Annotated in this window: 18 protein-coding genes and 1 tRNA gene; 7 read left to right on the top strand and 12 right to left on the bottom strand. The window is 61.6% G+C overall.

What is annotated here, in order from left to right; genetic code table 11:
• Window positions 1–85 precede the first annotated feature (85 nt).
• Window positions 86–1,633 (bottom strand): GH1 family beta-glucosidase, encoded by a 1,548-nt coding sequence (locus VFU66_RS03485; RefSeq protein WP_326444844.1) that lies wholly within the window; start codon window positions 1,631–1,633, stop codon window positions 86–88.
• A 148-nt stretch (window positions 1,634–1,781) separates the two neighbouring features.
• Between VFU66_RS03485 and VFU66_RS03480 the strand changes: the two genes are divergently transcribed.
• On the top strand, window positions 1,782–2,531 hold the full coding sequence (locus VFU66_RS03480) for a glycosyltransferase family 2 protein (RefSeq protein WP_326444843.1): 750 nt from the start codon (window positions 1,782–1,784) through the stop codon (window positions 2,529–2,531).
• Window positions 2,532–2,625: 94 nt separating this feature from the next.
• Here VFU66_RS03480 and VFU66_RS03475 read toward each other — a convergent pair whose 3' ends face one another.
• The 4 genes from VFU66_RS03475 to tsaD all read right to left on the bottom strand — a co-directional run bounded on the left by VFU66_RS03475 (window position 2,626) and on the right by tsaD (window position 7,789).
• Window positions 2,626–3,777, bottom strand: a complete 1,152-nt coding sequence (locus VFU66_RS03475) for a hypothetical protein (RefSeq protein WP_326444842.1) — start codon at window positions 3,775–3,777, stop codon at window positions 2,626–2,628.
• A gap of 200 nt (window positions 3,778–3,977) precedes the next feature.
• Window positions 3,978–4,847 (bottom strand): pirin family protein, encoded by an 870-nt coding sequence (locus tag VFU66_RS03470; protein ID WP_326444841.1) that lies wholly within the window; start codon window positions 4,845–4,847, stop codon window positions 3,978–3,980.
• Between the two features lie 140 nt (window positions 4,848–4,987).
• Window positions 4,988–6,481: a cysteine--tRNA ligase gene (gene cysS / locus VFU66_RS03465; protein ID WP_326444840.1), complete on the bottom strand. Its 1,494-nt coding sequence runs from the start codon at window positions 6,479–6,481 to the stop codon at window positions 4,988–4,990.
• 78 nt (window positions 6,482–6,559) lie between these two features.
• Window positions 6,560–7,789, bottom strand: coding sequence for a tRNA (adenosine(37)-N6)-threonylcarbamoyltransferase complex transferase subunit TsaD (tsaD, locus tag VFU66_RS03460; protein WP_326444839.1), 1,230 nt, complete (start codon window positions 7,787–7,789; stop codon window positions 6,560–6,562).
• Window positions 7,790–7,934: 145 nt separating this feature from the next.
• On the opposite strand from tsaD, the gene VFU66_RS03455 reads away from it, so the two are divergent.
• The 3 genes from VFU66_RS03455 to kdsA all read left to right on the top strand — a co-directional run bounded on the left by VFU66_RS03455 (window position 7,935) and on the right by kdsA (window position 11,596).
• Window positions 7,935–9,311, top strand: a complete 1,377-nt coding sequence (locus tag VFU66_RS03455; protein ID WP_326444838.1) for a CCA tRNA nucleotidyltransferase — start codon at window positions 7,935–7,937, stop codon at window positions 9,309–9,311.
• 153 nt (window positions 9,312–9,464) lie between these two features.
• Window positions 9,465–10,766 carry a pectate lyase gene (gene pelA / locus VFU66_RS03450; protein ID WP_326444837.1) on the top strand — a complete coding sequence of 434 codons (1,302 nt, stop codon included), beginning with the start codon at window positions 9,465–9,467 and terminating at the stop codon, window positions 10,764–10,766.
• Between the two features lie 5 nt (window positions 10,767–10,771).
• On the top strand, window positions 10,772–11,596 hold the full coding sequence (gene kdsA / locus VFU66_RS03445; protein WP_326444836.1) for a 3-deoxy-8-phosphooctulonate synthase: 825 nt from the start codon (window positions 10,772–10,774) through the stop codon (window positions 11,594–11,596).
• Between the two features lie 7 nt (window positions 11,597–11,603).
• On the opposite strand, the gene VFU66_RS03440 is transcribed toward kdsA, so the two are convergent.
• Window positions 11,604–12,563, bottom strand: coding sequence for an EamA family transporter (locus tag VFU66_RS03440; RefSeq protein ID WP_326444835.1), 960 nt, complete (start codon window positions 12,561–12,563; stop codon window positions 11,604–11,606).
• Window positions 12,564–12,655: 92 nt separating this feature from the next.
• On the opposite strand from VFU66_RS03440, the gene VFU66_RS03435 reads away from it, so the two are divergent.
• On the top strand, window positions 12,656–13,303 hold the full coding sequence (locus VFU66_RS03435; RefSeq protein WP_326444834.1) for a hypothetical protein: 648 nt from the start codon (window positions 12,656–12,658) through the stop codon (window positions 13,301–13,303).
• Window positions 13,304–13,649: 346 nt separating this feature from the next.
• Entirely contained in the window at window positions 13,650–15,035 is a 1,386-nt protein-coding gene (locus VFU66_RS03430) for an acetyl ornithine aminotransferase family protein (RefSeq protein WP_326444833.1), read from the top strand.
• 106 nt (window positions 15,036–15,141) lie between these two features.
• On the opposite strand, the gene VFU66_RS03425 is transcribed toward VFU66_RS03430, so the two are convergent.
• From VFU66_RS03425 to VFU66_RS03415, 3 genes are all read right to left on the bottom strand, one after another.
• The gene (locus VFU66_RS03425) at window positions 15,142–15,639 is read right to left on the bottom strand and encodes a hypothetical protein (RefSeq protein ID WP_326444832.1); all 498 of its coding nucleotides are present in this window, start codon (window positions 15,637–15,639) and stop codon (window positions 15,142–15,144) included.
• A gap of 184 nt (window positions 15,640–15,823) precedes the next feature.
• Window positions 15,824–16,795, bottom strand: a complete 972-nt coding sequence (locus tag VFU66_RS03420; RefSeq protein WP_326444831.1) for a 2-hydroxyacid dehydrogenase — start codon at window positions 16,793–16,795, stop codon at window positions 15,824–15,826.
• A 66-nt stretch (window positions 16,796–16,861) separates the two neighbouring features.
• Window positions 16,862–16,938 (bottom strand) — tRNA-Arg (locus VFU66_RS03415).
• Between the two features lie 118 nt (window positions 16,939–17,056).
• On the opposite strand from VFU66_RS03415, the gene VFU66_RS03410 reads away from it, so the two are divergent.
• Entirely contained in the window at window positions 17,057–17,596 is a 540-nt protein-coding gene (locus VFU66_RS03410; RefSeq protein WP_326444830.1) for a DUF2911 domain-containing protein, read from the top strand.
• On the opposite strand, the gene VFU66_RS03405 is transcribed toward VFU66_RS03410, so the two are convergent.
• The 3 genes from VFU66_RS03405 to VFU66_RS03395 form a co-directional block, all read right to left on the bottom strand.
• Window positions 17,583–17,852 carry a hypothetical protein gene (locus VFU66_RS03405; protein ID WP_326444829.1) on the bottom strand — a complete coding sequence of 90 codons (270 nt, stop codon included), beginning with the start codon at window positions 17,850–17,852 and terminating at the stop codon, window positions 17,583–17,585. The genes VFU66_RS03410 and VFU66_RS03405 overlap by 14 nt on opposite strands.
• A 1-nt stretch (window position 17,853) precedes the next feature.
• Complete coding sequence (gene gcvPB, locus VFU66_RS03400; protein ID WP_326444828.1) at window positions 17,854–19,401, bottom strand: aminomethyl-transferring glycine dehydrogenase subunit GcvPB; 1,548 nt, start codon at window positions 19,399–19,401, stop codon at window positions 17,854–17,856.
• A 99-nt stretch (window positions 19,402–19,500) separates the two neighbouring features.
• Window positions 19,501–19,845: hypothetical protein (locus tag VFU66_RS03395; RefSeq protein ID WP_326444827.1), on the bottom strand; the 345-nt coding region annotated here is incomplete at its 5' end.

Raw genomic sequence — 19,845 nt, 5'->3', positions numbered from 1 at the left:
GGAGGGATCCCTATATGTGCTCGTTCGCACGACTATAAGGATCCCGACCAATCCACAGGTCTACACACATTACCAGCGGAATGCTCTACCCCAGCGCATTGCGAGCGATCACGTCCTTGTAGAAAGCCGCGCTCAGCTTCGGCGTGCGCTTCTGGGTCTTGAAGTCCACGTAGTGAATGCCGAACCGCTTCGAGTAGCCATCGGCCCACTCGTAGTTATCCAGCAGGCTCCACAGGAAGTAGCCCTTCACCGGCACGCCTTCGGAGACGCCGCGGTGCAGGTGCGTGAGGTAGTTGCGCAGGAACATCACACGGTCCGTGTCGAGCACCGTGCCTTCCGGCGTCAGCACGTCGTCTGAAGAGGCGCCGTTCTCCGTAATGTAGATCGCGGGAATGTTCCAGAGCCTGGCTGCGATCTTCGGCGCCCAGTAGAGCGCCTCCGGGCCAACGGTAATCCAGGGGCTGTACATGTGCGGGTACGAGGCAGGCGGTGGCACAATAGCGTAGCCCGTCTCCGAGCCGTCGGCCCGGACGTAGGTCGGTTGGTAGATGTTGATGCCCGAGAAGTCCAGTTTGCTGGAGATAATCTTCATATCTCCCGGCGTGAACTTCGGCGCGTTCGGTCCTAGCCGCTTCAGGTAGGCGTCGGTGTAGCGGCCCTCTTGAATCACCGTCATATAGGCCGCGTTGTCTTCACGCATTGCAACGGTGGCGGCTTCGATATGCTCGGGTGTGTTCAGCACCGGCGTCATCGCCGTGATGTTCTCCGCGAGCCCCACCTTCGTACCCGGGCGCGAGTTGGCCCGGATAGCCTGTACTGCGAGTCCGTGCCCGAGCACCGCGTTGTGGCAGACCTGTGAGAACCGGGCCTCGTCCAGCTTCAGGCCAGGAGCGAATCTGCCTGTGCCATAGCCAAGTTCCGTGAACGTGCGGATCTCGTTGGTTGTCATGAAGTGCTTCACCCGGTCCGAGAGATGCGCAGCGACATATCCGGCGTAGTGCGCAAGGGCCTCGGCGGTATCGCGGCTCTGCCAGCCGCCGTTTTTATCCTCGAGCGCCTGCGGCAGGTCCCAGTGGTAGAGCGTCGCAAACGGCTCAATGCCGTGCGCAAGCAACTCATCCACAAGGCGGTTGTAGTAGTCCAGGCCCTTCGGATTGGGCGCCCCCGTGCCCTCGGGAAAGATGCGCGGCCACGCAATCGAAAAGCGACAGGCGTGCAGACCGAGGTCCTTCATCAGCCGCACGTCTTCTTTATAGAGGTGATAGTCATCGTCGGCCACATCGCCGGTCTGGTTCTCGAAGGTCTTGCCGGGCGTGTGCGAGAAGGTGTCCCAGATGCTCGCGCCGCGCCCGTCGGCGTGAACAGCCCCTTCCACCTGATACGACGCCGTGGCCGAGCCCCACACAAACCCTTCCGGAAAACGGTGCGGCGCTCCGGGCTTAGGCTCACGCGCCGCGCCCAGTGCAGAACCGAAGGCGGGGAGTGAGGCCGTGCCGGCGGTAATGCCCAGCAGGCGGGCGAAGGTGCGTCGGGAAAATGTATTGGCCACGGGTTTCTCCTTGCTGTTGCTCGAAGGCCGGTCGCGGGCAGAGCGTCCGGCGCTGTCTGCGCCTGCAAGACTATAACGATTCATCTATCAAAGTAAATCGGTTTAGTTAACTTTCGCCTCTTGCCTGGGGGTGTCTGTCTGGCGTGGCGGTATCTGCTTCTCCAACGTCGATCGGATGAGAATTTTTGCGTTTGTAAGCAGATTGCAATACTGAGGCGTCAGGATTGAGGCTATGAAGCTCAGCTTCGTCATACCTGCGTTCAATGAAGAGTCTTATCTCGCGGACTGCATTGAGTCGATCCTTGAGCAGACGCGCGGCCTCGAAGACTCGACCGAGATCATTGTGGTGAACAACGCCAGCACGGACGGCACGCGCGAGGTTGCGCTACGCTACCGGCGCGTGCGTCTGGTCGATGAGCCTCGCAAGGGACTGACCTTTGCCCGTCAGGCAGGCTTTCTCGCCAGCCGCGGTGCGTTGATTGCCAACGTGGACGCTGATTCTCGTCTGACTCCCGGTTGGGTGCAGCGCGTTTTGCATGCGTTTGAGGCAAACCTCCGGCTTGCGTCACTCTCCGGGCCCTTTGTGTACTACGACCTGACGCGCCGCCAGCGTTTCTTCGTTCATGTCTTCTACCTTGTGGCGTGGATGACCTATGTGACGAACCGCTATATCCTGCGCGTAGGGTCGATGGTGCAGGGCGGAAATTTTGTAGTCTCGCGTGCGGCGCTCGAGCGCGTTGGGGGCTTCAATCTCGACATCTCGTTCTACGGTGAAGACACGGACATCGCCCGCCGCCTGAACGAGGTTGGCGATGTGCTGTTTACCTTCGATCTGAAGATGTTCTCCTCGGCACGCCGGCTTAAGCGCGAAGGGATGTTGACGATGGCTGCCCGCTATTCCATCAACTACTTCTGGACAACGTTCTTCAAGCGGCCCTACACGAACCATCATGTCGACATTCGCGACGGTTCAGAAGCGTAATCTGATTCCTCGTGCAGAAGCCGTTGTGCTGCAAAACTAAACCCGATCGCCGGTTAGCGAGCGGGCCTTTCTGCCGTGGGAGATGCTCTCCCGTTTACAGCAGCTCAAGTTCAGCGTGGGGATTGTTGGATCCGGGATAAGCCAGGCTGAAGGTGCGTGAGAATGTCCTGCTGCGGGCCATGCGCACTAACTGAATCGCGGCGAGCAGCGGCAGTGGCGGCCGCCCGTTCTGCCAGAGCTGGCTGAGCGGCCGCATCTCACCGTTGTGGTCAGGATGAAAGGCGCGGTCGTCCCAGCGGCGCCACCCTTCGATGAATTCGGGATAGTCGGTGACTGCGGCCAGCGTCGAGTGCAGAATGCGCTGCTCCCATGGGGTGGCGTACTGCTGCATAAAAAGAACGTGGCTGCGGCGCTCGACTCGAATTTCGTCAACGAATTCGCGGAAGGTGACTGCCTGGGTGAGGTTGATGTTCGCGTTGGGTTCCAGGCTGTGCCGGTCGCCGCCGGATATAAGCAGATGGCCGGTCTCGCGGGCCAGTTGCACGACTTTGCGGTTTTCGCGCGCATCGCGCAGACCATTCAGCTCGAGCGCGTGTATGCAGTTCCCCATTCCTTCCAGAAAGCGCCAAACTTCGCTCATGTGCTGGCCGTGGCCAATTCGATGGAGGTCCCAGATGGGGTGGTTGAGCACAACAAGAACCGCTGGCACGTCGTCGAGCTCGTGGAGTATTGTCCGCAACATCGCTTCGCCCGGAGCGGCGGTATAAGCAGCGAACCTGCGCATCCAATCGTGGCCGTCGGCACTCGGCAGATTGTGTATGCCCAGATGCAGCTCGGTCGCCCCGAACGGAACAGTCCACTCAACCGACACGGGAATATGCCGCGAGCTGGGAATCGTGCGCAGCAGCATGGGAGCGCCAATGTTGTCATGGTCGGTGATGGAGATCAGTGCTTCGAGGCGCAGCATCTCGATCTGGCGCAACTCAACGTCGTAGGCCATCCGGGGCTGTAGCGGCGGACGCCAGTGCGCACGAACGAAGTCCAGCTCGAGGCCGCGCAGGCTGCTCTGCCGTTCGTAGTAGTTGAAAACCTGACGAAGGCCAGGCACGAAGGCGAACATCTTGTGGATGAACGTGAGGCTCTCTTCCGAAAAACTGGTGTGACTATGCAGTGACACGCCGCTCAGGTAGGAAGACGCGGCCGTGGAGTCATTCCAGATACTAGAGATCTTCGACTTCGGTTTCATGGTCGCTTCCCTCCGGCACTTCTGCCGATAGTGAAAACGATCCGTGCGACTGCACGGTGACGGCAGGGAGAACGCCCGATAAATTCCTGATCGTTAAATAACTACTTGAATGCAGCGGACAGTTTCAATCCGGCCTTGCACAAACGCCACCAACGAATGTCCATCCTGATGGCGTACGTGCCGGTAGCCGGAAGCGGAACTCAGGCAAGATGGCCCATCCTGCCCGATTTGTAGTCTTCAAAGGCCTGCACCAGCTCCTCCTGCGTGTTCATCACGAACGGCCCATAGCTGGCCACCGGCTCGTTGATCGGCTCGCCCGAGAGAACCAGCAGCTTCGAGTCTTCGGAGGCAACAAGCGTGATGTTCTCACCTTCGCGGCCCAGCGTGGCAATGCGCGCCTCGCCTGAAAGCTGCGAGCCGTTCAGCACGACGCTGCCCTTCAGCAGAACCGCCGCCGCATTGTGGCCTGCTCGCAGAGCAATCTCCGCCGCGTCGCCCGCCTTCAGCTCCACGTCGAAGACATTCACCGGCGAAAAGGTCTTCGCCGGGCCTTTCACGCCGTTCAGCTCGCCCGCGATGATGCGTGCCTTGCCGCTTGCACTGAGTGTGACCGTCGGAATCTGCTCAGCCGTGATGCCCTGGTAGCGCGGAGACGACATCTTGACCGCGCGCGGCAGATTCACCCAGAGCTGCACCATCTCGAACGTGCCGCCCTTCTCGGCGAACTCCTTCGCGTGCATCTCTTCATGCACAACGCCCGAGGCCGCTGTCATCCACTGCACATCGCCTGGATAGATCGTCCCCGCGTTCCCAGCCGAGTCCCGGTGCGAGACCGACCCCTGATACGCAATCGTCACCGTCTCGAAGCCGCGATGCGGATGCTGGCCCACTCCATGCTGCCGCTTCGACGGATCAAAGTAGCTGGGTCCGGCATAGTCCAGCATCAGAAACGGATTGATCTCGCTCGAAACTCCATTCGAAGGAAAGAGGTTGCGAACAGGGAAGCCGTCTCCTACCCAATGCTCCGAACCGGCCCCGTAGACTCCCAATACCTTTTTCTGTGTGGTCATGCTTCCTCCTCCTGCCAGGCTCGGTAGAAGCCCGAGCGGCAACTATCTCGATATAGAGATGTTCGATAGCGAGGAAAGATTCATGGCAGAGGTAAGTCGTTCATTTTAAATGCATGAAACATCAGCAGGGTGCCGAGGCCTTACTTCCGCTTCCAGCGGACGCCGTCCTTCGAGTCCTCGATGAGAATGCCTTTCGCGAGCAGGTCGTTGCGGATGGCGTCAGCGCGGGCGAAGTTGCGGGCCTTTTTTGCCTCGGTCCGTTCGGCGACCAGAGCGTCGATGTCGGCGTCGGAGAGCGAAAGCGTGGCCACCAGTTCAGCCGAAGCCTCGCCCAAACGGCCCTCCGTCTCGGCCCAGGCAAGCGCCGCCCGCGTAACGGCTGCGTCGTTGTCTGTGAGGACGGCGAAGACACCGTCGAAGAGTGCAAGCACACGCAGAATCTCGGAGGCGTTGCCGGCGCGCAGCGTGCCCGCGTCGGCGGCAGAGTTGGCCGCGCGGACGAGCTCGAAGATTGCGGCGCGCGCCTCGGCTGTGTTTAGGTCGTTCGCCAGGCCAGCCCGATAGTCGCGCTCGGCCTTCGCCGTAGCGGCGGCGATCTCTGCATCGAGCCCCTCGGCAAAGCCGCCTTTGACCATACGCTGGTGGAAGGTCCTCAGTCGCTCGACCGCGTTCTTCGACTCCTCAAGGCTCTCGAAGGTGAAATTCATCTGGTGGCGATAAGGCACGGAGATGAGCAGAAAGCGAATGGCTGACGCGCGGTGTCCCTTGAGCAGCAGGTCACGCAGCGTGTAGAAGTTCCCCTCGGACTTCGACATCTTCTTGCCTTCGACCAGCAGGAAGCGCACATGCATCCAGTGGCGGACGAAGGTATGGCCATTGGCCGACTCCGACTGCGCGATCTCGTTCTCGTGGTGCGGGAACATCAGGTCTTCGCCGCCCGCGTGCAGGTCGATGTTCACGCCGAGAAACTTGGTCGCCATGGCCGAACATTCGATATGCCACCCCGGACGCCCCGTGCCCAGCGCGGTCTCCCACGACTGCTCGCCCGGCTTGGCCGCCTTCCACAGGGCGAAGTCGCGCGCGGCGTCCTTCTCGTACTCGTCCACATCCACGCGCGCGCCGTCTTCGATACCCTCGAAGTCCTTCTTCGAGAGCTTGCCGTACTCCGGAAAGCGCGCGATGCGGAAGTACCACGAGCCGTCTTCGGCGCGATAGGCAATGTCCTTCGCAGCGAGCTTTTCAATCAGCCCAACCATGTCGGCGATCGACTCGGTCGCGCGCGCAATCTGCTCGGGCCGCTGGATGGCCAACGCCTCAAGGTCCTCAAAAAAAGCGCGCTCGTACTTGGCCGTGTACTCCCCGATGGGCTTGCTCGCGGCGGCGGCGTTGCGGATGATCTTGTCGTCCACATCGGTGATGTTCATCACGTGCTGGACCGATGTGCCGCGCTGCAGGATCACGCGACGCAGCACATCCACATGCAGAAAGGTGCGGAAGTTGCCGATGTGGCCGTAGTCGTACACCGTGGGGCCGCAGCAGTAGATGCGTAGCGCAGGGCCGGGAATGGCGTCGAGCGTTTCGACTTTGCCGGAGAGCGTATTAAAGAGCTGGATGCTGGAGTTCTCGGTTGCCACGTGCGCGTTGTCCCTGCCGCCGCCGGGCACAGGGCACGGCGCTCAAGCTGAATTCGTTGGTGTTCCCTGAAGATTCTACTATTGCGCGCCCAGTCGAAGCTGAGGCGTCGCACCAAGGTCTTCCGGCGCGAAATTCTGCGCGACAAACTTGGGCCACGCTGCCGCAGCAATCATCGCAGCGTTGTCAGTCGAAAGCGCCAGCGAGGGGAACGCAATCGGCAGTCCACGACGATCAGCCTCGGCCTGAAAACGCCTGCGCAGCTCGCGATTGGCGGCAACGCCTCCGGAGACGATGACTCCGCGCGCACCGAACGACTCGGCAGCGGCAAATGTCTGACGCAGCAGGTTGCCGACGACCGCGTGCTGACAGCTCGCAATTAGATCCAGCGTCTGCGGATTGCACAGCTTCACGGCATCAGGCGACCCAGGCCTGATACTCGCATCAGCAGCAAGCGCCGCGTGACGATACTCGATGCCCGCGCGCATGTGGTGCGTCTCCACGTAGCGACGGACAGCAGTCTTGATGCCGCTGAAAGAAAAGTCGAATGACTGCTCAAATTTCGGGTGCCCTATCCTTTGCGGCTTCATTGCAATGGGTGGGAGGCGATGCATCCCCCCCGCCGAATTTTGCTCGGCATGCGCAGCTTTGGCGGCGCGCGTCTTAATCTGCCCAAACGCAAACGGCACCGCGCGTGGGTTGCCATGCGGAGCAAGCGCGTCGATCCACGGTCCACCGGGATAGCCCAGCCCAAGCAGCTTGGCCACCTTGTCGTAGGCCTCGCCGGCGGCATCGTCCACCGTGCGGCCCACGTTGCGATAGTTCCACATCTCATTGGCAGCCTGCTCCGCAAGATAAAGATGCGTGTGACCGCCCGAGACGACAAGCGCCAGTAATGGAAATTCCATGGGGGCCTCTGCCTTCTGGCGAGCCTCCAGCAGAACAGCGTGAATATGTCCCTCAAGATGATTGACGGCAATCAGCGGTTTACCCAAACCGAAGCTCAGCGCCTTGGCGTAAGTAATGCCGACAAGCAGCGCCCCAGCAAGCCCGGGGCCTTCGGTAACAGCGATCGCGTCCAAATCGGACAGCGAAACGCCAGCCTGTGCAACGGCCTCGCGCACCACCGGCACGATGTTGCGCAGATGCTCGCGCGAAGCCAGCTCCGGCACCACGCCCCCGTAGTTGGCGTGCAGCGCCATCTGCGATGCAACCACGTTCGAAAGCGCCTCGTCCCCTGTGCGCACGACGGCAGCGGCGGTCTCGTCGCAGGAGCTTTCAACGCCGAGAATCAGACCAGTGGAGCGCATCTCTTTATCATAGAGTCTGTGACTTCTTTGTTTGTCCTTCTGAGCGCAGCGAAGAATCCCCGCATGTTGTCGACGGTGTCGAGGAAGCGCCGGAGCAAGCGATCAAAGTCACACGTTGATAGCGGAGAGCAATGGCCAAACTGTGATGACGATGCTCGATAAACCGAGGTATGTTGCCGCGCGACGCATTGCGTTTGCTCTGCGCCAACGTGGGCATCAGGCATACTTCGCGGGCGGCTGCGTGCGCGACCTGCTGCTCGGCGTCGAGGCGAAAGACTTCGACGTGGCCACCAGCGCGACGCCTGATGAAGTACTCGAACTCTTCCCGAAGGCCCTTACTGTTGGCGCGCACTTCGGTGTCGTACTTGTGCGCGAAGACGAAGTCTCGACCGAAGTCGCCACCTTCCGCCACGACGGTGCCTACAGTGATGGCCGCCGTCCCGACGCCGTGCGCTTTTCCTCCGACCCGCGCGAAGACGTCCAGCGCCGCGACTTCACCATCAACGGAATGCTGCTCGACCCGGTGATCTTTGAAGAGACCGAAGACGCAACCAAAGCTGTGCTCGACTACGTCGGTGGCCGCGCCGATCTTGCCGCTGGCATCGTGCGCGCCATCGGCGACCCCACCGTGCGCTTCGCCGAAGACAAGCTCCGCATGCTGCGCGGCATCCGCTTTGCCGCGCGCCTCGGCTTCGAGATCGAGCCGCACACGCTGGCTGCCATGCAAGCCGATGCAGCAGACATCCATCAAGTCAGCGCCGAGCGCATCCGCGACGAGCTGACTCTGATGCTCACTGAAGGCCGCGCCCGCCGCGCCTTCGAGCTGCTCGACCAGACCGGCCTGCTCACCGAAGTCCTGCCAGAGGCAACGCGCTTGCACGGAGTCCAGCAGCCGCCCGAGTTCCACCCCGAAGGCGACGTGTGGGTCCACACCATGCTGCTGCTCGAAAAACTTCCGGCGGGAGCGACGCCCACGCTGGCCTGGGGCGCGCTCTTGCACGACATCGGCAAGCCCGCAACCTTCCAGCCGCCAAACCCCGCCATCTCCAACGACCGCATCCGCTTCAACGGCCACGTCGAGGTCGGCGTGCGTGTGGCCGAGGTCATCCTGCGTCGCTTGCGCTTCTCCGCCGATGAGACCGAGCGTATCGTCTCGCTCGTCAAAAATCACATGCGCTTCGGCGACGTCATGCACATGCGCGAGGCCACGCTCAAGCGGTTCCTGCGCCTGCCGGACTTCGACGAACACCTCGCCCTGCACCGCATGGACTGCCTCTCGGCACACGGCGATCTGTCGCTCTACGACTTCGCGAAGCGCAAGTATGAAGAGGCCCCGGAAGAAGCCATCCGACCGAAGCTGCTCGTCACAGGGCGCGAGCTGATTGACGCAGGCTATAAACCCGGCCCCCGATTCAAAGCGATGCTGGAAGCTGCCGAAGACGCACAACTGGAGGGCAGCGTCCATACCGCTCAACAAGCCCTCGCCCTCGTCCGCGAACGCTTCGGCTCACCGCGCGCATAATCGAAAGCCTCACCAGTCTGGGTGCTCCACCTTCGAGACGGTCTCATCCTCGCTAAGATCGGCCCTTCTATCCAGCACGCCCGCAGTCAGTTTCGACACAACTGCGTCTTTCAGCGTCTGCCCAACGTCAGAAGCAAAGTGGTCCTACCTCCTATGTTTCGCATATTCTTCCTTTGCCTCGTCGTCGTAGCTCCGCTCAACGCCGCAGTCATCGGCGTCAGCCAACCGGCCCAGTCCATCACGCCCGCCCGCATTGCTACATTGCCGAAAGGCCAGCGCGCAGCGTGGCTCGCCTATCTCAAGCGATCCAAAGTGCAGATGCAGCAGGACAAAGCCGGGCTGGCAGCCGAGCGCAAACCCGGCGCGCCCATCCCGCCCATGCCGAAGGAGGCCTTCAGCGGACGCTCCATGCCGCTTCACCGCGACGCTGCCTGGTATGGCACACCCGAAGCCCGTCACATCGCCGATGTCATCCTCAGCTTCCAGACACCCGCCGGAGGCTGGAGCAAAAACCTTGCCATGGATCAGGCACGTCTGCCCGGGCAGAGCTACACAACCAACAACCTCTCGCGCTTCCTCACTCCCGGCGACTTCGACGCGCCCCATGACCCCAACTGGAACTACGTTGGCACGCTCGACAACGACGCCACCAACACCGAACTGCACTTTCTCGCGCTCGTCTCCGGCCAGACTCCCGGCCCCGCAGGCAATGAGTACCGAGCCAGCTTTCTCCGTGGCGTCCGTTATCTGCTCGACGCGCAGTTTCCCAACGGAGGCTGGCCGCAGGTCTGGCCGCTCGAAGGCGGCTACCACGACGCCATCACCTTCAACGACAACGCCGTCACCGAATCCGCCGAGACCCTGACCAACGTAGCCCAGGGTCAGGGCGACTATGCCTTCGTTCCGGCAAATCTGCGCGGCGAGGCCGGGGCTGTAGCAGCCCACGCGCTGCAATGCATTCTGGCCACGCAGATCGTGATCAACGGTCGCAAGACCGTCTGGGCGCAGCAGCACGACGCCCTCACGCTCCAGCCCGTCTCAGGCCGCAACTTTGAACCGGAGGCGTTCTCCTCCGGCGAAAGCTCCGACGTACTCGTCTACCTCATGTCGCTACCGCACCCATCGGCTGCCGTGATAGGCGCAGTCAACGCTGGCGTTGCCTGGCTCAAACAGGCGGCCATCTACGGCGAAGACTGGACCGGCGGCCGCCGTTCACCCGGCGGCAGGCATCTGGTCGCCAAACCCGGAGCCGGGCCCATCTGGGCGCGCTACTACAGCCTTAGCACCGAAAAGCCCGTCTTCGGCGACCGCGACAAAACGATCCACGATGATGTGAATGACCTCTCGATCGAACGTCGCAACGGCTACTCCTGGTTCAGCACCGGCCCCCAGCAGGCGCTCGACGCCTACGCCGAGTGGAGCAAAACGCACGCGCTTCCAGCTATGGTCAAATAGCAGGTGTGACGCACCCATTTGATATTGGCAAAGGAGCGCATCGGGTCGAAGCAGGACGAGGCAAGTTGTTCCTCATCGCAGGCCCATGCGTCATCGAGTCCGAGACACATGCCCGTACGATGGCCGACGCCATCCAGCGCGTGACTGCCGACCTCCGCGTTCCGTACATCTTCAAGGCCAGTTACGACAAGGCGAACCGCACCTCGCTCAAGAGCTTTCGTGGCCCGGGTCTCAAGGAAGGCTGCCGCATCCTGCGCGCGATTGGCGAGAGCACCGGTCTGCCCGTGCTCACCGATGTTCACAGCGTCGATGACTGCGCCCCTGTAGCCGAAGCCGTCGATGTCCTTCAGATCCCCGCGTTCCTCTGCCGCCAGACCGACTTGCTGGTCGCCGCCGCGAAGACAGGCCGCGCCATCAACGTCAAGAAGGGCCAGTTCGTCGCGCCGTGGGACATGCGCCACGCCGTCGAGAAGATCCGCGAGAGCGGCAACAGTCGCGTCTCGCTCACCGAGCGCGGCGCGAGCTTCGGCTACAACAACCTCGTCGTCGATATGCGCTCGCTGCCTGTGCTGCGCGGCTTCGCGCCGGTCGTCTTCGATGGCACGCACTCCGTGCAGACACCCTCGGCGGCCAACGGCGTCAGCGGCGGCCAGCCGGAGTTCATCCCCGTGCTCACGCGCGCTGCGGTGGCTGCGGGTGTTGATGGTGTCTTTCTCGAAGTCCACGACAATCCCGCCGAAGCGAAGTCCGACGGCGCGAACGCACTGCACCTCAACAATCTGAAGTCTGTGCTCGAACAACTGCTCGCCGTTCACGCGGCAGTGAAATAAGCCAGACTCAGGCTCTGCCTCCGGCGGCCACGTCCTCATCCACCACGCTGACGGTTCCGGTCTTCAACTTTGCACCTGTCACCAGAAACACGGCCAGCAGAATCGCGCCCATGCCCGCATACTCCACCGGAACGAAGCGTTCCTTGAGCAGCAGCGCGCCCAGCGCAACCGCGATGACCGGATTCACGTAGGCATACGTTGCCACCTTCGACACAGGCACATGGTCCAGCAGATAAATGTAAGCGGTGAAGCCGACCAGCGATCCAAAGACGACCAGGTAGGCGATCGAGCCCCAGGCCTGCCTGCCCCACTGCGCCTGGTGATAGCGACCGAGCGCAAACATAACGCACAGATTGAACAGCCCACCGAAGAGCATCTGCCAGCCTGCCGCGGCGAATCCGCCGATGCGCAGGTTCACGCGCCGCGAGACGACCGAGGCGCACGTCCAACTGAACGCGCCAAAAAGCGCAACCCCGGCGGCGATAATCTGCCGCGAGTCGCCGTGCAGGCTACTGCGCAGGCCCGGCCACAGCAAAAACGCAAGGCCAACGAATCCCACGCAGATTCCCAGCCAGCCGCGTGCAGGCAGGCCGCCGTCATTGGGCAGCACAGTTTCAATCAGCGCTGCGTAGAGAGGAATGGTTGCCGCCAGTAGAGACGCAAGGCCGCTTGAAAGATACTGCTCGCTCCAGATGATGCCCGGATTACCGAAGCTGAGCATCAGAATGCCGATGATGGCCAGCATCCCAAGTTCGCGCAGACTGGGCCGGACCGGCTTTCTCAACAACAGACACAGCCCCAGCGCAATCGGCGCGGCGATCAGGAAGCGGGAGCTGGCCAGCACAAACGGCGGCAGCACCTCTACGCCGTAACGCATGGCCAGAAACGTGCTCCCCCAGAAAAAATAAATGCAGCCGAACGAAAGCAGAATGCGCGTGCGGTCCGGCGAGGAGGAAGAAGAAGGCATTACTCCGATGGTATCCGTTGTTGTACCCGCGCGCGCGGCGGCCAGTCTCCAGGCTGAAATGCTAGGATGAAGAAATGGTTCTCCGGTCTCGAGTGTCCCTCCTGCTGCTTGCGTTCTGCGCGGCGGCTCTTGCCCAGACGCCTGCCGCATCTGCTCCCACCGGCCCGCGCATCTTCCACGACCCCTCGCTTGGCATCACGTACTTCTACCCACGGCGTTTTACGCCGGAACAGATCCCGGCGAAGCAGGCGTGTGTCCACACGACGCTGTCAGGAAGCTCCGCGTCCCCGGTCGGTGCATCGTCGTTTGTCCTCTCCAACATTGGCAGCGCGTGCCCTTCGCTGCTGAACGAAGCAGTCACAAGCCTCGACGCCTTTACGCGCAAGCAGGCGCTCAGCCGGCTCAAGGAGTTCGGCAAGCCCGAGATCACGCGCGACCCAACGCACTACAGCATCGACGGCCATCCTGCATCGATCACCATCGCTTCGGTCAAGCACCCGGCGCCCTACGATCCCAACAGCATCGCGCCGCCGAAGATCACCTACGCGGCCAAGGCCTGCGTGCTCGGCGAGATTCCCGACAAGCACAGCAAGGAGACCCTGGCCCAGCAGACGAAGCACATCTTCTGCTTCGACTTCACCACGCAGCACAAGGACCTTCTGCCGCTCATGCTCGCCTTTACCGTGCAGTTCGACGGGCACGACCCCGAGCCGCTGGTCCCGGGCGGCATCCTGCACTGAGATTGGCGTGCGGTATACTGCGGTTGCAGGGTAGCGTTTATGAAATCGCGCGATTCAGCTACGTTCAAGCGGATCCGGATCACGGTCGGCCCCTGGTGCAGCTCCAGAAGGCGTCAGATGCCGCGTCGACACCTGCGCGTGCTGCCTTCGTCCACGCGACCTAGTCTCTTCGCCGGCGATTAACCGAGTCCCTCCAGCCGGCGAAGCCAGCTCATTTCAGCGCATACGCCGTTCCTGCCGCATTGCAGGCGAGAGGTTCCGAGCCCAGAGGCCCATCGGGTTCATCCGCCGCTCGCGGTGAACGGCTCCCACCCATCGCTGCCACACCGAAGACAGGAGAGACCGCATGAGCACCCTTACCCAGCAACACTCCCGCATCGCCACCGAGGCCGACCACGCCGCCTATGGCCCGAAGCTGAAGACCGCGCTTCCCGGCCCGCTGGCGAAGAAGGTCGTTGCCGACGACGACCGCATCATCTCGCCCAGCTACACCCGCAGCTATCCTATGGTTGCCAAATCCGGTCGCGGCATCCGCGTCACGGATGTGGATGGCAACGAATTCCTCGACTTCGCCGCAGGCATCGCCGTCACGTCCACCGGTCACTGCCATCCCGAGGTCGTCAAGGCTATCCAGACGCAGGCCGCTGAGCTGATTCACATGTCCGGCACGGACTTCTACTACGACCACATGATCAAGCTCGCCGACCGGCTGAGCGCCATCGCGCCCATGCCCGGGCCGCATCGCTTCTACTACGGAAACTCCGGGGCCGAGGCAGTCGAGTGCGCCATCAAGGTCGCCCGCTACCACACCGGACGCCAGAACATCATCGCCTTCTTTGGGGCCTTCCACGGACGCACCATGGGCGCGCTCTCGCTCACCGGCTCGAAGCCGCAGCAGAAGCGCCGCTTCGCGCCCTTCGTTCCGGGCGTCCATCACGTGCCCTATCCGTATGCCTATCGCAACTGCACCGGCACCGCCGAGGAGCAGGAGGCGTTCGCGCTCAACTGCGCGCGTTACATCGAAGAGAAGCTCTTCAAGACCATCCTTCCGCCCGAAGAGGTCGCGGCCATTATTCTCGAACCCATCCAGGGCGAGGGCGGCTATGTCGTCGCGCCCGACAACTTCCTCAAAGAGATACGCCGCATCTGCGACAAGCACGGCATCTTGATGATCGCCGACGAGGTACAGTCCGGCGTCGGCAGGACAGGGAAGTGGTGGGCCATCGACCACTCCGGCGTCCAGCCCGACATCGTCTGTATCGCCAAGGGCATCGCCTCCGGTATGCCGCTCGGCGTCTGCATGACGAAGGCTGAGGTCATGGACTGGGTGCCCGGCTCGCATGCCAGCACCTTTGGCGGCAACCCCGTCTGCATCGCGTCCGCGCTGGCCACGCTCGACATCATCGAGCGCGAGGCGCTCAAGAATGCAGCAACAGTCGGCGGGCAGATGCTCGCCCGGCTCAAAGGCTGGGTAGCAAAGCACCCCCACGTCGGCGACATCCGCGGTCGCGGGCTGATGATCGGCATCGAGATCGTCAAAGACCAGAAGACCCGTCAGGAGGCCGGCGAGCTACGCGACAAGATCGTCGATCTCGCCTTCGAGCGTGGGTTGCTGATTCTCGGCTGCGGCGCAACCAGCATCCGGCTCTGCCCGCCGCTCGTGCTCAACCGGCAGGAGGCCGAGGTCGCGCTCGACATTCTGGAAGAGTGCGTCGAGCTCGCCTCCAGATAATCAGACCAGACAACCGGTCCAGAGTACTCAATGCGGGCGGCGTTTCCGGACGCCGCCCGCCCTGTCTGGCAATCAAAACCGGAAACGTCTAAACTCAGAGAAAATCTCAATTTTCAGACTCACTTTTTTCCGTCTGCTGCATCCTACCCCAGTACACTTTTTGAATTAGGGAGACATCCTTATGGTTGCCGAGAGCCAGAACATCGAAAGCCACAACATCAACCTCGCCTTCCTCACTGCTGTCAGCCTCAACCCGGACGCCGCGATCGTCAGCGGCCTGCACTACGCTCCTGCGCTCAGCTTCGATGAGACGCTCCTCGCTTCGCCTCGCGCGCCTCGGCTCGACGAGGAGGACGAGGGCGACGACTTCGACGACGAGGATGACGACGAAGACGAGGACGCTGACGACGCTGACGACGACGAAGATGAGGACGACGACTTCGAAGACGACGGTGACGGGTACGACGACGACTACGAGGACGACGATGAGGATGACGATGAGTACGACGACGATGAGGATGATGAAGACGACGACGATGAAGACGACGAAGACGATGAGGATGCTTAGCTCACGAACGGAGCGCGTCTGAGCGCAGCCGGACAAGAGCAGTCTTCAGCCCCGCATCTGTCCCGATGCAGGGCTTTGTATTGAGCCGGTCGCCAGGGCCGTTTACCAGCCGCTATAGCCAAATTTGTCATTCTGAGCGAAGCGAAGAATCTCCGCATTTCGCCTGTGGCCGTACAAAACCTGCTCTTGTCGGAACCATAACGACCACGAGGAGACCGCTCTAATATCCCGCCTCGGAAACCACATTTTCCAGCGGCTCACCGGCAAGGTAGCGTCGCACCTGCTCCTCACCAAAGCGGAAGGCGCGGTGGATAAACTCGGGCGTCGAGCCGCCGACATGCGGCGTGATCAGGCAGTTCGGCGCGTGCCACAAGGGGTGGTCTTCCGGCAGCGGCTCCGGGTCGGTCACATCGAGCGCGGCCGAGATGCGATGTCCCCGAAGCGCCTCGACAAGCGCCCCTGTCTCCACCACAGGCCCTCGCGCCGCATTCACCAGCAGCGCGCCGTGCTTCATCAGTCCAATCTGTTCTGCTCCAATCATGCCCACGGTCTCCGCAGTCAGAGGCACGATAGCCACGATGATGTCAGCCTCCGGGATCAGCCGATTCAGGTCGCCCACGGCATACACCTTCGGCTCTGTCCGCGCGCTACGTGCCAGCCGCAGCATCTTCACCCCAAACGGCGCAAGACGCAGCTCGATGGCGTGGCCGATCGAGCCATACCCCACGATCAGCACGGTCTTCCCGGCAAGGTCGTCGCCCAGAATCTTGTACTGGCCCACCTGCGGCCCGCTCTCGTTCAGAAAGCCCGCTGTCTCGGTTGCCTGCCCACGCCACTGCCGCGCCGTCTGCATATCGCGGTACAGCGGGAACCGCTTGAGCGAAGCAAGGATAGCGGCCAGCACCCACTCCGACGCCGAGATGTCATGGATGCCGCGCCCGTCGCACAGCACAACCTCCTTCGGCAGCCACGGCGCAATCCAGTCCACGCCCGCCATCATGGACTGCACCACTTTCACCCCGCGCAGACGCCGGAAGGTCTCCTGCGCATTCTTGCGGGCAAAGGGAATGATCCAGAAATCCACCTCCAATATCTCGGTGGAGTGGCGGGGGATGCGGACAATCTCCGCCTTGGCCGGAAACCCGGTCAGCAAACCCTGATGCAGCTTCTCATCGACGCCTACGCGAACCATGTCACCAGTTTGCACGATGCCGCCGCCCCATGGCGAGCGCGGAGACAATCTTTGATGTGGGGGAAGTGGTGCGCCCGAGAAGATTCGAACTTCTGACCTACAGCTTCGGAGGCTGCCGCTCTATCCAGCTGAGCTACGGGCGCATACCTCTAGCGTACCATGGTCATCCAGCACATTTCGCTTGCTGCCGAGGCGTCCAAAACCGCAGATGACGCCGTCTAAATACTTACCGGAATCCAACCAGAAGAAAGCGAGACTCCCATGTTCCTTCGCTCCCTCACAACCTTGGCCTGTACCGCCGTGCTGGCCACCGCAGGCTTCGCCCAGACCGCCAAACCCGCCGCCAAACCCATGCTCAGTCCACCCGCTACCGCCAGCGTCACACTCAACGGCAAGGACATTACGATTCACTACAACAGCCCCCGCATGCGTGGCCGCAAAATCATGGGCGACCTTGTCCCCTACGGCAAACCCTGGCGCACTGGCGCGAACCCCGCAACCACGCTCATTACTCCCGTTAATCTCAAGATCGGCACGCTGGAGGTGCCTGCGGGAACCTACACCCTCTTCACCCTGCCGAACGAGAAGGAGTGGTTACTCATCGTAAGCAAAAAGACCGGCGAGTGGGGAATTCCCTATCCTGAAGGCAACGACCTCGGACGCACACCCATGACCGGAGCCACACTGCCCGAGCCGCAGGAAGACATGTCCATCTCCTTTGAAAACACAAAGGGCAACACCACCGAGCTGCACGTCAAATGGGAAAAGACCGACGAGTACGTCACCGTCACCGCTGAGTAGCTTCCTTATCCAACCGCAGCCGCTCCATCACCGCAGCGACCAGCTCCTTCGCGCCCGTGATGTTCGCTGTCACCGCCTGTAGATCGAGCGCCGGAACCTTCGGGTTCCGCGCGCTCGTGCAGTACACGCCATGCTGGCCCACCAGAACCAGCGCATCGGTCAAGGCGTCCAGCGTGACGGCCAGCCGCCCGCGCGCCTCGCCCATCATGAACTCGTACTTCTCCAGCTCATCCTTGCGGTCGTAGAAGACGGACACGCTACCACTCCTTCGCAGCCGAATCGACCGCAACCGGCGTAGCCGCAGCCGGGGCCTTCCAGCGCAGCACCGGCTTGCGCGCCGCCGTCGTCTCATCCAGCCGCTGCGCCCGCGTCGTATGCGGAGCCGTCTGCACCAACTCAGGGTTCTCCTCCGCCTCGCGCGCAATCTGCTTCAGCGCATCGACCAGCAGGTCCAGCTCCTCGCGGCTCTCGCTCTCCGTCGGTTCAATCATCATCGCCCCGGGCACAATCATTGGGAACGAAACCGTGTAGGCGTGGAAGCCATAGTCGATCAGCCGCTTGCCCATATCGCCCGTCTTCACGCCATTCCGCGCCTGAATCCTATCCGAGAAGACAACCTCATGCAGCGACGGTGTCTTATAAGGCAGCTCAAACGTGCCCGCCAGCTTCGCGCGAATGTAATTCGCATTCAACACCGCGTCTTCAGTCGTCTGGCGCAAACCATCCGGTCCATTGGCCAGAATGTAAGCCAGCGCCCGCACAAACATCCCGAAGTTGCCATAGAACGCCCGCACGCGCCCGACGGTCGCAGGCCGGTTGTAGTCAAGCCCAAGCGACCCATCCGCACGCGTCACCAGCACCGGCGTAGGCAGAAACGGCTCCAGAATCTTCTTGCAAGCCACCGGCCCCGACCCCGGTCCACCACCACCATGCGGAGTAGAAAACGTCTTATGCAGATTCAGGTGCATCACATCCACGCCAAAGTCGCCGGGCCGCGTCTTGCCGCACAGCGCATTCATATTCGCGCCGTCCATGTAGAGCAGTGCGCCCTTCGCATGAAGCACATCGGCAATCTTATGAATCTCGCTCTCGAACACGCCAATCGTCGAAGGATTCGTCAGCATCAGCGCAGCGGTATCTTCATCCACCAGCCGCTCAAGCTCGGCCACATCCACCATGCCCTGCGCATTCGACTTCAGGTTCGCAACCTCATATCCGCAGACCGCAGCCGTAGCAGGGTTCGTGCCATGAGCCGAGTCCGGAATCAGAATCTTCTTCCGCGGATTCCCCTTCGCCTCGTGATGCGCTCGCACCAGCAGAATCCCGGTAAACTCGCCATGCGCGCCCGCCGCTGGTTGCAGCGTAATTGTGTCCATGCCGGTAATCTCGACCAGCGCATCCGAGAGCATCTTCATAATCCCGAGGCAGCCCTGCGACAGCGACTCCGGCTGATACGGATGCGCGTCCGCAATCCCCTCCAGCCGCGAGACAAGCTCATTGATGCGCGGGTTGTACTTCATCGTGCACGACCCCAGCGGATACATCCCCAGGTCAATCGCATAGTTCCACGTCGAAAGCCGCGTGAAGTGCCGAATAATCTCAATCTCGCTCAACTCCGGCATCACGCCCAGATCACCGCGCACAGCATCACCAAGCAGGGAAGCAGCATCCACAGCCGGCACATCCAGCTCCGCCAGCCGATACGCCTTCTTCCCAGGTGAAGACTTCTCAAAGATCAAATCTTCATTCTGATTAACATGCGTCGTAGCCTTCTTCGGCGTGCCTTCAAACTTTGAATCTGCCATCTCTCCCTCACTACCGGAAAAACCCGTCATTCTGAGCGGAGCGAAGAATCCCCGCATTTTGCTTCTCGCGCCACACTCATTCCACACACCGCAAACGTACTAAAACTCCTGCGCATCTGCTGCATCGCCAGTCTCCGAATAACTCCCGGACTCCGGCCCATCTATATCTTCTTCACGCAACGAAAGCCCAAACACCGTACCGTTGTCGAACTCAATCGTCAGCGCATCGCCCTCTTCAAGCGAAGCCTGAACAACCTTCTCGCCAATCTGCGTACACAACGCATTGCGATACTCAGGCTCGCCGTAGGCCACAGAAAAATCGCTCAGCAAAACGTGCGGCCAGTTGTACAGCCTCAGCAGTGGCGTATCGAACCGAAGCTGCAAAAAGTCCTCGACGAACTCAACAGCCTTCAACTCCTCGCCGATGATCGCGCTCACATCCAT

The organism is Edaphobacter sp. (assembly GCF_035763405.1).
In the GTDB taxonomy this organism is placed as follows: Bacteria; Acidobacteriota; Terriglobia; order Terriglobales; family Acidobacteriaceae; genus Edaphobacter.
This window is presented reverse-complemented; position numbering and strand designations above follow the sequence as displayed.